This is a genomic window from Bradyrhizobium japonicum USDA 6, from assembly GCF_000284375.1.
Taxonomy (GTDB): Bacteria; Pseudomonadota; Alphaproteobacteria; order Rhizobiales; family Xanthobacteraceae; genus Bradyrhizobium; species Bradyrhizobium japonicum.
In genome coordinates this window covers 699,651-712,452 of sequence record NC_017249.1, presented here as the reverse complement: position 1 = coordinate 712,452, position 12,802 = coordinate 699,651, and the positions used below count along the sequence as shown (strand labels likewise).

14 protein-coding genes and 1 pseudogene are annotated in these 12,802 nt (G+C 64.2%); 10 read left to right on the top strand and 5 right to left on the bottom strand.

Going from position 1 to position 12,802, the window contains the following annotated elements:
• Positions 1-11: 11 nt before the first annotated feature.
• Complete coding sequence (locus BJ6T_RS03345; protein WP_014490875.1) at positions 12-818, bottom strand: undecaprenyl-diphosphate phosphatase; 807 nt, start codon at positions 816-818, stop codon at positions 12-14.
• A 169-nt stretch (positions 819-987) separates the two neighbouring features.
• On the opposite strand from BJ6T_RS03345, the gene BJ6T_RS03340 reads away from it, so the two are divergent.
• The 3 genes from BJ6T_RS03340 to BJ6T_RS03330 all read left to right on the top strand — a co-directional run bounded on the left by BJ6T_RS03340 (position 988) and on the right by BJ6T_RS03330 (position 3,803).
• Positions 988-1,680: a glutathione S-transferase family protein gene (locus BJ6T_RS03340; RefSeq protein WP_014490874.1), complete on the top strand. Its 693-nt coding sequence runs from the start codon at positions 988-990 to the stop codon at positions 1,678-1,680.
• Positions 1,629-2,804, top strand: a complete 1,176-nt coding sequence (gene queG, locus BJ6T_RS03335; RefSeq protein ID WP_014490873.1) for a tRNA epoxyqueuosine(34) reductase QueG — start codon at positions 1,629-1,631, stop codon at positions 2,802-2,804. Before BJ6T_RS03340 ends, queG begins: the two co-directional genes overlap by 52 nt.
• 201 nt (positions 2,805-3,005) lie before the next feature.
• Positions 3,006-3,803: an acyl-CoA thioesterase domain-containing protein gene (locus BJ6T_RS03330; RefSeq protein ID WP_028169709.1), complete on the top strand. Its 798-nt coding sequence runs from the start codon at positions 3,006-3,008 to the stop codon at positions 3,801-3,803.
• Between the two features lie 28 nt (positions 3,804-3,831).
• Here the strand turns inward: BJ6T_RS03330 and BJ6T_RS03325 are convergent, their stop codons facing one another.
• Both BJ6T_RS03325 and BJ6T_RS03320 read right to left on the bottom strand, forming a co-directional pair.
• Complete coding sequence (locus tag BJ6T_RS03325; protein ID WP_014490871.1) at positions 3,832-4,299, bottom strand: nuclear transport factor 2 family protein; 468 nt, start codon at positions 4,297-4,299, stop codon at positions 3,832-3,834.
• Between the two features lie 151 nt (positions 4,300-4,450).
• Positions 4,451-5,239, bottom strand: coding sequence for an alpha/beta hydrolase (locus BJ6T_RS03320; RefSeq protein WP_014490870.1), 789 nt, complete (start codon positions 5,237-5,239; stop codon positions 4,451-4,453).
• A 248-nt stretch (positions 5,240-5,487) separates the two neighbouring features.
• On the opposite strand from BJ6T_RS03320, the gene infC reads away from it, so the two are divergent.
• Positions 5,488-6,027: a translation initiation factor IF-3 gene (gene infC, locus BJ6T_RS03315; protein WP_080583890.1), complete on the top strand. Its 540-nt coding sequence runs from the start codon at positions 5,488-5,490 to the stop codon at positions 6,025-6,027.
• Positions 6,028-6,090: 63 nt separating this feature from the next.
• Here infC and BJ6T_RS03310 read toward each other — a convergent pair whose 3' ends face one another.
• A complete protein-coding gene (locus tag BJ6T_RS03310) occupies positions 6,091-6,495 on the bottom strand; it encodes a hypothetical protein (RefSeq protein ID WP_014490868.1) in 405 nt (134 codons plus the stop codon).
• A 271-nt stretch (positions 6,496-6,766) separates the two neighbouring features.
• Here BJ6T_RS03310 and rpmI point away from each other — a divergent pair, with 271 nt between their 5' ends.
• A complete protein-coding gene (rpmI, locus tag BJ6T_RS03305; RefSeq protein ID WP_008539890.1) occupies positions 6,767-6,967 on the top strand; it encodes a 50S ribosomal protein L35 in 201 nt (66 codons plus the stop codon).
• 88 nt (positions 6,968-7,055) lie between these two features.
• Positions 7,056-7,415 carry a 50S ribosomal protein L20 gene (rplT, locus tag BJ6T_RS03300; RefSeq protein ID WP_014490867.1) on the top strand — a complete coding sequence of 120 codons (360 nt, stop codon included), beginning with the start codon at positions 7,056-7,058 and terminating at the stop codon, positions 7,413-7,415.
• Positions 7,416-7,441: 26 nt separating this feature from the next.
• On the opposite strand, the gene BJ6T_RS03295 is transcribed toward rplT, so the two are convergent.
• Positions 7,442-7,849, bottom strand: coding sequence for a hypothetical protein (locus tag BJ6T_RS03295; protein ID WP_014490866.1), 408 nt, complete (start codon positions 7,847-7,849; stop codon positions 7,442-7,444).
• 136 nt (positions 7,850-7,985) lie between these two features.
• On the opposite strand from BJ6T_RS03295, the gene pheS reads away from it, so the two are divergent.
• From pheS to BJ6T_RS03275, 4 genes and pseudogenes are all read left to right on the top strand, one after another.
• Positions 7,986-9,068, top strand: a complete 1,083-nt coding sequence (pheS, locus tag BJ6T_RS03290; RefSeq protein ID WP_014490865.1) for a phenylalanine--tRNA ligase subunit alpha — start codon at positions 7,986-7,988, stop codon at positions 9,066-9,068.
• Positions 9,069-9,171: 103 nt separating this feature from the next.
• A pseudogene (locus BJ6T_RS43050) lies at positions 9,172-9,477 on the top strand (endonuclease domain-containing protein); the annotation flags it as partial.
• Positions 9,478-9,613: 136 nt separating this feature from the next.
• Positions 9,614-12,022: a phenylalanine--tRNA ligase subunit beta gene (gene pheT / locus BJ6T_RS03280; protein WP_014490863.1), complete on the top strand. Its 2,409-nt coding sequence runs from the start codon at positions 9,614-9,616 to the stop codon at positions 12,020-12,022.
• 7 nt (positions 12,023-12,029) lie between these two features.
• A complete protein-coding gene (locus BJ6T_RS03275; protein ID WP_014490862.1) occupies positions 12,030-12,800 on the top strand; it encodes a sulfite exporter TauE/SafE family protein in 771 nt (256 codons plus the stop codon).
• The last annotated feature ends 2 nt before the right edge of the window (positions 12,801-12,802 follow it).

Below are 12,802 nucleotides of genomic sequence, written 5' to 3'. Positions count from 1 at the left end.
TTTTCGAGAGGTTAATGGCCGAGCGCCAGCGCGATCAGGCCGAGCGTGCCGACGATCACGCGCCACCAGGCAAACAACACGAAGCCGTGGCGGGTGACGTAGGACAAAAACGTCTTCACCACGATGATTGCGGTGATGAACGACACCACGAAGCCGATCGCGACGACGCCCATGTGGTCCATCGTCATCTCGGAGCGGCTCTTGTAGAAATCGTAGGCGAACGCGCCGATCATGGTGGGGATGGCGAGGAAGAACGAGAACTCGGCCGCCGCGCGCTTGTCGGCGCCCAGAAACATCGCGGCGACGATGCTGGCGCCGGAGCGCGACACGCCCGGGATCATCGCGATGCACTGCGCGATGCCGATATAGAGATACATCAGCAGCGGAAAGCGGGTGGCGTCATGCTCGCGCGGCTTGAGATTAAGCCGATCGACCCACAGCAGGATGGCGCCGCCAACGATCAGCGAGAAGCACACCACCCACGGATTGAACAGCAGGGTCTTGATGTATTTGCCGGCGACGAGACCGACGATGACCGCGGGCAGGAACGCCACCAGCACGCCGATCACGAAGCGGCGGGCATAGGCGTCGCCGGTGAACATGCCGATCGCGACGTCCCACAATTTCTTGAAGTACAGCACGACGATCGCAAGGATCGCACCGAGCTGGATCAGAACGGTAAACGAATCCCAGAAGGCGCCTTCGCCGAGATGGAAGAAGCGCTCCGCGAGCAGAAGGTGGCCGGTCGAGGACACGGGAAGGAACTCGGTCACACCCTCGATGATGCCGAGGATCACTGCCCGTATTGCGTCTGACATATTTACGGTCCATTTCCGCTGGAAAAGCGGGGCTCTTCTCGCCTATTCGTCCTGCTCTCGCAATCGCAAAATGCGACGTCACGCCCTTGCCTCGCGGTTTTGAAGGACTAGTGTGGCGCCGCACAAACATTGATGGAATCTTAATCACCATCAAATAGTCAAAGGCTTCATGTTTACGCTGTTTCATCATCCGTTCTGCCCGCATTCGCGTTTCATCCGCCTGATCGCGGGAGAATACGGGCTCGAATTGCGGCTGGTCGAAGAGCGCAGCTGGGAGCGGCGCGAGGCATTTCTGCTGCTCAATGCGGCCGGCACCACGCCCGTTCTGGTGGACAAGGAACAATCGCCCATACCGGGCGCGGCGATCATCGCCGAATATGTCGACGAGGCCTATGGCGCCGACATGGGACCGAAGCGCCTGATGCCGGAAACGGTCGCCGAGCGCATCGAGGTGCGCCGGCTGATGGCCTGGTTCAACGAAAAGTTCTTCGAGGAGGTCTCGCATCCTCTGGTCACCGAGCGCATCTACAAGCGCTTCATGAGCGAGGAGAACGGCGGCGGCGCACCCTCGGCCGACGTGATGCGAGCCGCCAAGGCCAACGTGCGCTATCATCTGGCCTATATCGGCTGGCTGGCGCAGACGCGGAACTTCCTCGCCGGCGACCGGCTCACCTACGCGGACCTCGCCGCCGCGGCGCATCTCTCGGCGATCGACTATCTGGGCGACGTGCCATGGAGCGAGGACGACGCAGCAAAGGCGTGGTACGCGCGGGTGAAATCCCGCCCGTCGTTCCGTCCGCTGCTGAGCGAATGGCTGGCGGGCGTGCCGGCATCGCGGACCTACGTGGACCTCGACTTCTGAACTCGGATCCGACCGAACTGAAGGCGGCGCTTGCAAACGAGGCACGCGCGCTCGGCTTCGACTGCATCGGCATCACCGCATCCGGCACCATCGAAAACGCCGGAAAGCATTTTCTCGAATTCATCGCCTCGGGCGGCCATGGCGACATGGACTGGCTTGCAGCACACCCCGAGCGCCGCGTCGATCCGCGCGGGCTGTGGCAGGACGTGCGCAGCGTCATCATGCTCGGCGTCAACTACGGGCCCGACCAGGATCCGCTCGCGATCCTGCAGCAGCGCACGCGCGCGGCGATCTCGGTCTATGCGCAGGGCGACGACTATCACGATCTCATCAAGAAGCGCCTGAAGGCGCTCGCGCGCTGGCTGGTCGCGACCGCACCGTCGGACGTCAAGGTGTTCGTCGACACCGCGGCGGTGATGGAGAAGCCGCTGGCGCAAGCCGCGCATCTCGGCTGGCAGGGCAAGCACACCAATCTCGTCTCGCGCGAGTTCGGCTCCTGGCTATTCCTCGGCGCGATCTACACGACGCTCGAGCTGCCGCGCGACGACGCCGAGATCGATCATTGCGGCTCATGCCAGGCGTGCCTCGACATCTGCCCGACGTCGGCGTTTCCGGCGCCCTACAAGCTGGATGCACGACGCTGCATCTCGTATCTGACCATCGAGAACAAGGGACCGATCCCGCGCGAGTTTCGCAAGGCCATCGGCAATCGCATCTATGGCTGCGACGATTGCCTTGCGGCCTGTCCCTGGAACAAGTTCGCGCAGGAGGGGCGCGAGGCAAAGCTCGCCGCGCGCGACGAATTGCGCGCGCCGTCGCTCGCCGAACTCGCAGGGCTCGACGACGCCGCGTTTCGCGCGCTGTTCACGAAGTCCCCGGTGAAGCGCATCGGCCGCGACCGTTTTTTGCGGAACGTGCTGATCGCGATCGGTAACTCCGGTGAGGCGATACTGGCGGAAGAAGCGCGGCGATTGCTCGGCGATGAGAGCGCTTTGGTGCGTGGCGCTGCTGTGTGGGCGCTGGAGCAGCTGGTGTCGCGCGGAGAGTTTGAGGCGATGAGGTCTGCCGCGGCGAGCAACGAGCACGACGACAGCGTGCGTGAGGAGTGGCAAGCCGCTTCCTAATTCTCGGTGTCATGCCCCGGCTTGACCGGGGCATCCAGTACGCCGCGACTTATCGGTTCAATCACGACCGCCTCGGAGTACTGGATCGCCCGGTCAAGCCGGGCGATGACACCGTTGTTGTGGTGAGAGCACTTCGCGCCTCCTCATCCTGAGGATTGGGGGACCTTGATTTCCTCACGCGTTTCCTCAAAGTCGCGCGTCATGACAAACATGCCTTTCTTCACCCGCGACGGCGATACATTCCATCCGACGGAAGTGGCCAACGGTCCCTGGGATCCGAAATCGCTGCACGGACGCGTCATCGTCGGACTGCTCGGCTTCGCCATCGAGGAGCGCCATTCCGGCCCTGAATTCGTCCCTGCACGGCTCACGGTCGACATGTTTCGGCTGCCGACCATCGACAAGCCGATCGAGGTGACGACGCGGCTGGTGCGCGACGGACTGCGCATTCGCGTGGTCGAGGCTGAATTTGTCTCCGGCGGCGTCAGCATGGCGCGTGCCTCGTGCCAGCTGCTGCGCAAAACGCAGAATCCGGACGGCAACGTCTGGTCGCCGCCGAACTGGGACGTGCCGAAGCCGGACGACATTCCCAAGCCCACCGATCCCAGGCTCGGCATGAACGGCAAATGGACGACGCGGCCGATCGTCGGCCATATGGGCTCGCTCGGTCCGCGCCGGCTCTGGATGAGCGAGGTGCGCGAGCTCGTGGCCGGCGTGCCGATGACGCCGTTCGTGCATGTCGCTGTCGGCGCCGATTTCGCCAGCCCCTTTGCCAACGCCGGCGACAAGGGGCTCGGCTACATCAACAGCGACGTGACGATCTATCTGCACCGCCTGCCGGTGACGAACTGGATCGGCTTCGACGTGGTCAATCACCAGGCGACCGATGGTGTCGCGATTGGCGAATGCTGGCTCTACGACGAGCAGGGCCCGATCGGCACCGCCACGGTCGCAGCACTGGCACAGCGCAAGCCGATGGCGAATCCGTCGAAGCGGTAGCTCTCCGTCGTCATTCCGGGGCGCGCGCCTACGCCAGATGCCGCTTCATCTCCGGCCGCGCTTTCAGCTCGGCACCCTGCTTGCCGACGATCTTCGCAATCCGTTCCGGCGCAAACTTCAGATCAACGAACGCCGGCGCGGTGTTGGCGACCTCGTGATAGCTCACGATCCTGCCGTCGCGCAGCGTCATGATCGCGACGCCCTCGAACATCGCCCGCGCGCCGTTCGCTTCGGCCAAGGTCGAGCGATAGCTGAAAGTGTAGCGCGCATAGAGCGTGGTGCCGTCGGTGACGGGATCATGCATGTCCCAGCGGAAATCGGTCGCCGTGCGATAGAACCAGTCGTCGACCATCGCCGCGATCTTTTCGCGGCCTTCGAAGGCGCCGTAGAAGACGTCGTGATAGACGCCGTCCTCGGTGAAGAGATCCGCGAAGGCTTTTCCGTTACGCTGTTCGACGGCGTCGCAAAAGGTGCGCAGCATGGCAGTGGCGGTCATTGGCATTTCTCCCATTCTCGCTCTCCGTCATGCCCCGGCTTGACCGGGGCATCCAGTACACCGCGGCTTCTCGGCTAAAGCACGATGGCCTCTGGAATACTGGAACGCTCGATCAAGTCGGGCGATGACACCGAATGTTGGGCGGCAACTCTCACCCGATCTCGGCCACCGCGGCAAGAATGCGGGCGATGTCCTGCGGACGGGAGAGGCGGTGATCGCCATCCTGGATCATGGTCAGCACGACGTCGTCGGCCGGCAGGCGATGCGTCAGCGCGAAGGCGTGCTGCCAGGGCACATCCGGATCCTGCGCGCCCTGGAGGATGCGGACGGGACAGCCGAGATCGATGGCGCTGCCGAGCACCAAATGATTGCGGCCCTCCTCGATCAGATTCCGCGTGATCGGATAGGGCGAGCCATCGCCATAGTCCGACGGCCGCAGCCAGAAGCCGTTGGTTTCGATTTCCTTCTTCACCGCGGCCGAAAAATTCTTCCACATCAGCTCCTCGGTGAAGTCGGGCGCCGGCGCGATCAGCACCAGGCCCGCAAGCGACGCTTTGCTGGCCCGCTTCCTGATCTCGCGCGCGAGCAGCAGCGCCATCCAGCCGCCCATGGAGGAACCGATCAGAACCTGCGGGCCGTCGCAGAACCGCTCGAACACCGCCACGCTGTCCTCGAGCCAGCTTCCAATGGTTCCATCGGCGAAATCGCCGCCGGATTCGCCATGGCCGGAGTAGTCGAACCGGACCGCGGCGCGGCCATGGTCGGCGGCCCAGGCATCCAGCGCCACGGCCTTGCTGCCCCGCATGTCCGACTTGAACCCGCCGAGCCAGACCAGTCCGGGTCGTCGACCGGCGCGGCTGCGCACCGCGATCCTGCGTGCGGACGGGCCCTCGCCCACATCGATGAAGCCGAGTACGGCTTCGGGAATTGCATTGCTCATGGAACGTTTACTCTGGTTGTTCGGTTTGAACTGTCTGGATGCGTTCCGAGGCCCAGCCCAGATTGGCTATTGCCCTTTGGGACGCTTGCGGAACAGAAGCAAGGTGTCTATGTCCTGCAGCGTGCCCATGGGCGTGACCTAAATGCCTCGCATTTGAGGCTTTTACGCTTCCCGCACGCGACTTGCTTGCCCGCAAACGCATCTTCCTTCAGACTAGCCGCCTCTTTCACAATTTTGGAGAACCACCCATTCGCCGTCCCAATAAAGCCCCGCCCGTTGCCAGCAAAGACGGGCCGCGCATCAATGATGATATTCGCAATGCGCAAATCCAGCTGATCGATCAGACCGGTGAAAACAAGGGCACGGTCGAAACCGTCATGGCCATCCGCATGGCCCAGGAAGCTGGCATGGATCTGGTCGAGATTTCGCCGAATGTCAGCCCTCCCGTCTGCAAGATCATGGACTACGGGAAGTACAAATATTCCGCCCAGAAAAAGGCCGCCGAAGCCCGCAAGCGGCAGAAGATCGTCGAGATCAAGGAGATCAAGCTCCGCCCGATGATCGATGACCACGATTACGACGTGAAGATGCGCGCGATGCAGCGGTTCTTCGAAGAGGGCGACAAGGTCAAGATCACGCTGCGCTATCGCGGCCGCGAAATGGCGCATCAAGAGATCGGCACCAAGCTTCTGGACAAGATCAAGAGCGACGTCGCCGAGCTCGCCAAGGTCGAGCAGGACGCCAGGTTCGAGGGCCGTCAGGTCGTCATGGTGCTGGCGCCGCGCTGACGTCCGCTTTTCAGGACTGAGAGTTCAACGGCCCGTCCGGATTTCCGGCGGGCCGTTTTCGTATCAGGACCGGGTCGCATGCCAGGTGCCGCTGCAGCGGTCGCCGGAAATGATGCCGTTCCAGGAGCCAGCACCGACCATCCCGGCGAGCCGGCCGCCCCCGCTGGCATGGGACGCGCCGACCGAGACCTGGACCGCGACGGCGCCGCTGCGATTGACCCTGCCGGAGACCCGGCCGCCGCCGGCGGACGACACCCGGCCGCCGGTGACGGTGAAGGGGACGCGGTAACCGGAGCTGCAATTGCCTCGCGTGGTGGCGAAAGTGACGTTCCAGATTCCGTCATAGCCGCCGATGCGGGCGACGGCGGTCGAGGGCAGCGCGGCCATAGCGAGCACGGCAAGCAGCGCCAGGCGGCGCGGGCGGGCGAGGTCGGTCAAAGACGAAAGCGATCGGGGAAAATGGGCCATTTTGGTCCTGCTCCAGGCGACACGGCTTGGACATATGGGTGGTAACTCCGAATAGTCGCCGGGCAGGTTTCGGCGGTTCAGCGTTGCCATTTGGCTCGTCCTCTGTCATAAGCCCAGCCTTCATCGCCCGGCTGATTAAGGGCTGCCGTGGCGGTGTCCGTGCGGGTTTCGCGCTTGTTCGTAAAACCTGAGCACAATCAACGCTCTAACGAGCATTTTTGACGGCCAGCCGCCTTCGCGGGCGGATTTCTGTGGCCATTAGGAGAGCCAAATGCCCAAGCTGAAGACCAAATCGGGCGCTAAAAAGCGCTTCAAGGTGACTGCCACCGGCAAAGTGATGCACGCCCAGCGCGGCAAGCGTCACGGCATGATCAAGCGGACGAAGAAGCAGATCCGTCAGCTGCGCGGCACTCGCGTGCTGTTCAAGACCGACGGCGACAACGTCAAGAAGTACTTCTTGCCGAACGCCTGATCGCGTCGAAGATCGTCGAAGATCATTGCCACCTCCGCCGCGCTCGCGCGGCGATCCGAAAACCAAGTCATCTCTGAAGGATTTTGTCATGTCTCGCGTCAAACGCGGTGTGACCGCCCACGCCAAGCACAAGAAAGTCTACAAGGCCGCCAAGGGTTTCTACGGCCGTCGCAAGAACACCATCCGCGCCGCCAAGCCGGCCGTGGAAAAGGCCCAGCAGTACGCGTTCCGTGATCGCAAGCGCAAGAAGCGGACTTTCCGCGCGCTCTGGATCCAGCGTCTCAACGCCGCCGTGCGTCCGTTCGGCCTGACCTACAGCCGATTTATCGACGGTCTCGCCAAGTCGGGCATCACCGTGGACCGCAAGGTGCTGTCGGATCTCGCGATCCACGAGCCTGCGTCGTTCCAGGCGATCGCCGAGAAGGCCAAGGCGGCGCTGGCCGCCTAAGAGGCTGCTTAAGAGCAAGCCCAGCACTAACGGCCGGCTCCGCCGGCCTTCAGTGCGCGTCGCGAGTAGCGCTGGGCGACCTCCGCCCGGCAAAAGGCCGTGGCCGAGATATACATGGTGCCGGACTTGTTCCGGTACTTCCGGTCGCAGACCCGCAACTCGCGCTGATAGCTGAGCTTCTGCGGCGTTCTCAGCCGGCCGACAAAATCGGCCTCGCACTTCTTCTCGACCGCTTCGCCGAATTGCACGTCGCCGCTGGCGCCGTATGCGCAAGCATCGAACAGCGTCATGGCACGGTCGCAGCTCGGCGCCGCGTTCAGGACCGCGATGATGTCATCCATCGACGTCGATTTGGCCGGGCATTCCTCCGCGGCGTGAGCCGCGCTCCCGAAAAGAACCAAGCTCAAGCCGACCACCCAGGATCGCAAACGCATCGTCTTCTCCCTCGACTTCAGGTTGGTGCCAGCCATGCCTATAGGGTTCAAATGCCCTGCATTTACGACGGCTATACGGCTTGACGTTCCGGCCCGGCTGCGGCCACAACCGGCAGCGTTTTGAAAGGATCCGACCGTGTCCGACCTCGCCAGTCTCGTCCAATCCGTCCTCGCGCAGATCAGTGCTGCCGGGGACGAAGCCGCCCTCGAAGCCGTCCGCGTTGCCTCTCTCGGCAAGAAGGGCTCGATCTCGGCCCTGCTTGCAACGCTCGGCAAGATGTCGCCGGACGAGCGCAAGACGCAAGGCGCCGCGATCAACCAGGCCAAGGACGAGGTCACCCAGGCCCTCGCCGCGCGGCGCGACGTCTTGAAGTCGGCGGCGCTCGATGCGCGACTCGCATCCGAGACCATCGACGTCACCCTGCCGCTGCGCGATGCGCCGACTGAAGCCGGCCGCATCCATCCGCTGAGCCAGGTCTGGGACGAGTTGACGACGATCTTCGCCGACATGGGATTCTCGGTGGCGGAAGGCCCCGACATCGAGACCGACGACTACAACTTCACCAAGCTGAATTTTCCGGAAGGCCATCCCGCCCGCGAGATGCACGACACCTTCTTCTTCCATCCGAAGGAGGACGGCTCGCGCATGCTGCTGCGAACCCACACCTCGCCGGTGCAGGTCCGCACCATGCTGAGCCAGAAGCCGCCGATCCGCGTGATCTGCCCGGGCCGCACCTACCGCATCGATTCGGACGCGACCCACACGCCGCAATTCCACCAGGTCGAAGGCCTCGTCATCGACAAGCACTCGCATCTCGGCCACCTCAAATGGATCCTGCACGAGTTCTGCAAGGCGTTCTTCGAGGTCGACCACATCAACATGCGCTTCCGGCCGTCGTTCTTCCCGTTCACCGAGCCGTCTCTGGAAGTCGACATCCAGTGCCGCCGCGACAAGGGCGAGATCCGGTTCGGCGAGGGCGAGGACTGGCTCGAGATTCTCGGCTGCGGCATGGTGCATCCGAACGTGCTGCGCGCCTGCGGCATCGATCCCGACGAGTACCAGGGCTTTGCCTGGGGCATGGGCATCGACCGCATCGCCATGCTGAAATACGGCATCGCCGATCTGCGCCAGCTGTTCGACAGCGACGTCCGCTGGCTGTCCCATTACGGCTTCAAGCCGCTCGAAGTGCCGACGCTTGCGGGAGGACTGAGCTCGTGACCGCTTGCCGGGATACGATTGCTCCAGCCGCAAGGACGGTCGGACTCCCTCTCCCGCTTGCGGGGAGGGTTGGGGTGGGGGTCTCTCCTCGATAGGGTTGCCAATGGTCGATCCTGAGCATCCGGACTGGAAAGTACCGCCCAAGCTGCGGGCCAATGCACGCGCGCTCAGGCGAGACTCAACCGATGCAGAGCGAACCCTCTGGTCGGAGCTGCGCGGCAACCGGCTGAATGGCGCGAGCTTCCGCCGCCAAGTGCCGATCGAGCGCTACGTCGCCGATTTCATCTGCCATGCAGCCGAGCTCGTCATCGAGCTCGACGGCGGCCAACACTTCTCGGATGAGGGCGAACGGGCCGATGCGCGTCGCTCTGCCGCGATCGAAGCGAAGGGCTTCAAAGTTCTCCGCTTCACCAACCTGGATGTCATGACCAATCGTGGCGGCGTTCTCGAAACCATTGCGACTACCATCGCGGAGAGAGCCCCCAACCCACCCCTCCCCGCAAGCGGGAGAGGGAGCAGACCGTCTCCGTGGAGAAAAAGCAGCCATGAAATTCACCCTCTCCTGGCTGAAGGATCATCTCGACACCGACGAGCCCCTGGAAAAGCTCGCCGACAAGCTCACCATGATCGGGCTCGAGGTCGAGAACATCGAGGACAAGGCGAAGGCGCTGAAGCCCTTCACCATCGCGAAGGTGATCTCGGCCGAGCAGCATCCGAATGCGGATCGCCTGCGCGTCTGCATGGTCGATACCGGCGATGGTGGCGCACCGGTACAGGTCGTGTGCGGCGCGCCGAATGCGCGCACGGGCCTGGTCAGCGTGTTCTCGCCGCCGGGGACCTACATTCCCGGCAAGGACATCACGCTCGGTGTCGGCACCATCCGCGGCGTCGAGAGCCGCGGCATGCTGTGCTCGGCGGCCGAGCTCCAGATCTCCAACGACCATGACGGCATCATGGAGCTGCCGGCGGATGCGCCGATCGGCGCTGCTTACGCCGCATGGGCGGGCCTCGGCGATCCCGTGGTCGAGATCAATCTGACGCCGAACCGGCAGGACTGCACCGGCGTGCACGGCATCGCGCGCGATCTCGCCGCCGCCGACATGGGTAAGTTCAAGGACCCGACCATCAAGCCGATCAAGGGCGAATTCCCCTGTCCGGTGAAGGTCACGGTCGAGGACGCCACGCTGTGTCCGGGCTTCGCGCTGCGCCTGGTGCGTGGAGTAAAGAACGGGCCGTCGCCGGAGTGGCTGCAGAAGCGGCTGACCGCGATCGGGCTGCGTCCGATCAATGCGCTGGTCGACATCACCAACTTCATGACCTACGACCGCGCCCGCCCGCTGCACGTGTTCGACGCCAAGAAGGTAAAGGGCAATCTCGTCGTGCGCCGCGCCCGCGATGGCGAGACGCTGCTCGCGCTCGATGGCCGCACCTACAATCTCGATCCCGCCATCTGCGTGATCGCGGACGAGCACGGCGTCGAATCGCTCGCCGGCATCATGGGCGGCGAAGCCTCGGGCTGCGACGAGAACACCACCGACGTGCTGATCGAATCGGCGCTGTGGAACGAGATCAACATCGCCCAGACCGGCCGCAAGCTCGGCATCAATTCGGACGCGCGCTACCGCTTCGAGCGCGGCGTCGATCCGGCCTTCATGGTGCCGGGACTCGAGCTCGCCACCAAGCTGGTGATGGAGATGTGCGGCGGCGCGCCGTCGGAGAACGTCGTGGTCGGCAAGGCCTTCGGCGACGATCGCGTGATCGATTTTCCGGTCACCGAGGTCAAGCGGCTCTCCGGCATCGAGGTGCCGCAGCCGGAGATGAAGCGCATCCTGACCCATCTCGGCTTCATGATGGCCGGCCCGGGTCCGGTGGTGAAGGTCGCGGTGCCCTCGTGGCGCACCGATGTGCATGGCAAGGCCGACATCGTCGAGGAGATCGTGCGCATCTACGGCGTCGACAAGGTGCCGATGACGCCGTTCGAGCGCGGCGAGGACGCGCGCAAGCCGGTGCTGACGCCGCTGCAGCTCCGCACCCGCCGCGCCAGGCGTGCACTGGCGAGCCGCGGCATCGTCGAAGCGGTGACCTGGTCCTTCATCACGAAGTCTGCGGCAACCCTGTTCGGCGGCGGCCAGCGCGAGCTCGAAGTCGCCAACCCGATCGCCTCGGATCTGTCCGATATGCGGCCGACGCTGTTGGCGGGCCTGATCGCGGCGGCGCAGGCCAATGCCGATCGCGGCTTCGGCGATGTCGCGCTATTCGAGGTCGGCCAGGTGTTCAAGGGCGACCGCCCGCAGGATCAGTTCATGGCGGCGAGCGGCGTGCGCCGCGGCTTTGCTTCGTCCGAAGGTCTGGGACGACACTGGTCGGGTTCGGCGCAGGCCGAATTGTTCGACGCCAAGGCCGACGCGCTCGCGGTGCTTGCCGCTGCCGGCGCACCGATGCAGGCGCTGCAGATCGTCGCGGGCGGACCAACCTGGCTGCATCCGGGTCGCTCGGGCACGATCCAGATCGGCCCGCAGAACGTGCTCGGCTATTTCGGCGAGATGCATCCGCGCGCGCTCGAGACGCTCGGCGCCGACGGCCCGCTGATGGTGTTCGAGGTGATCCTCGACCGCATCCCCGAGGCGAAGAAGAAGCCGACCCGCGCCAAGCCCGTGATCGAGCTGTCGGCCTTCCAGCCTGTGTCGCGCGACTTCGCTTTCATTGTCGACCGCACCATCAAGGCCGGCGACATCGTTCGCGCCGCCCAAGGCGTCGACAAGAAGCTGATCACCGGCGTGAATGTCTTCGACGTCTACGAGGGCAAGGGCATCGATGACGGCAAGAAGTCGATTGCGATCGCCGTGACGATCCAGCCGCGCGAGAAGACGCTGACCGATCAGGAGATCGAGGCCGTTGCGGCAAAGGTCGTGGCCGAGGTCACGAAAAAGACCGGCGGCGCCTTGCGCGGATGACCCTTGCATGACCCTTGCGGATTTTCTTCCGAAGGACGTCAGTCTCACCATTGCGATGGCGCTCTGCGCCGTCGCTTTCGTTTCAGGCACCGCGCGCGGCTTCTCCGGCTTCGGCTCGGCGCTGATCTTCATGCCGCTGGCGAGCAGCATCGCGGCACCACGTCTCGTTGCCGCCCTGCTCCTCGTGATCGATTTCGTCGCGGCCGCGCCGCTGCTGCCCGACGCCTGGCGCAAGGCCGACCGCAAGGCCACCGCGGTGATCGTGCTGGGCGCGCTGGTCGGCGTACCGGTCGGCACTTATTTTCTCAGCGTGCTGGAGCCCGTCACCACGCGCTGGATCATCTCTGGCTTCGTCGCCGCGCTGTTGCTGCTGCTGCTGTCCGGCTGGCGCTATCGCGGCAAGGACCACGCCTGGCTCTCGGTCGGCATCGGCGGCCTCTCGGGCTTCTGTAGCGGACTGGCGCAGACCGGCGGCCCGCCGATCGTCGGCTACTGGCTCGGCCGCCCCATCGCGCCGATCGTCGCGCGCGCCAATATCCTGCTGTTCTTCGGCGCGTCGGATTTCTTTTCGATGGTCAGCTACGCGGCGACCGGCCTGATCTCACGCGAGTCGCTGGTGCTGTCGCTGATCGTCGGCCCGGTCTATGCGATAGGCGTCGCGTTCGGTGCGTCGCTGTTCGGCCGCGCCAGCGAAAAAGCGTTTCGGGCGATTTGCTACGGTCTGATCGCGATGGCGGTGATCGCGGGGCTGCCGGTGCTCGACGGGATTTTGCGATAATT

Coding starts and splice junctions, on each gene's coding strand:
- BJ6T_RS03345 (WP_014490875.1), bottom strand. CDS start 818: ATGTCAGACGCAATACGGGCAGTGATCCTCGGCATCATCGAGGGTGTG.
- BJ6T_RS03340 (WP_014490874.1), top strand. CDS start 988: ATGTTTACGCTGTTTCATCATCCGTTCTGCCCGCATTCGCGTTTCATC.
- queG (WP_014490873.1), top strand. CDS start 1,629: ATGGCTGGCGGGCGTGCCGGCATCGCGGACCTACGTGGACCTCGACTT.
- BJ6T_RS03330 (WP_028169709.1), top strand. CDS start 3,006: ATGACAAACATGCCTTTCTTCACCCGCGACGGCGATACATTCCATCCG.
- BJ6T_RS03325 (WP_014490871.1), bottom strand. CDS start 4,299: ATGACCGCCACTGCCATGCTGCGCACCTTTTGCGACGCCGTCGAACAG.
- BJ6T_RS03320 (WP_014490870.1), bottom strand. CDS start 5,239: ATGAGCAATGCAATTCCCGAAGCCGTACTCGGCTTCATCGATGTGGGC.
- BJ6T_RS03310 (WP_014490868.1), bottom strand. CDS start 6,495: ATGGCCCATTTTCCCCGATCGCTTTCGTCTTTGACCGACCTCGCCCGC.
- rpmI (WP_008539890.1), top strand. CDS start 6,767: ATGCCCAAGCTGAAGACCAAATCGGGCGCTAAAAAGCGCTTCAAGGTG.
- rplT (WP_014490867.1), top strand. CDS start 7,056: ATGTCTCGCGTCAAACGCGGTGTGACCGCCCACGCCAAGCACAAGAAA.
- BJ6T_RS03295 (WP_014490866.1), bottom strand. CDS start 7,849: ATGCGTTTGCGATCCTGGGTGGTCGGCTTGAGCTTGGTTCTTTTCGGG.
- pheT (WP_014490863.1), top strand. CDS start 9,614: ATGAAATTCACCCTCTCCTGGCTGAAGGATCATCTCGACACCGACGAG.
- BJ6T_RS03275 (WP_014490862.1), top strand. CDS start 12,030: ATGACCCTTGCGGATTTTCTTCCGAAGGACGTCAGTCTCACCATTGCG.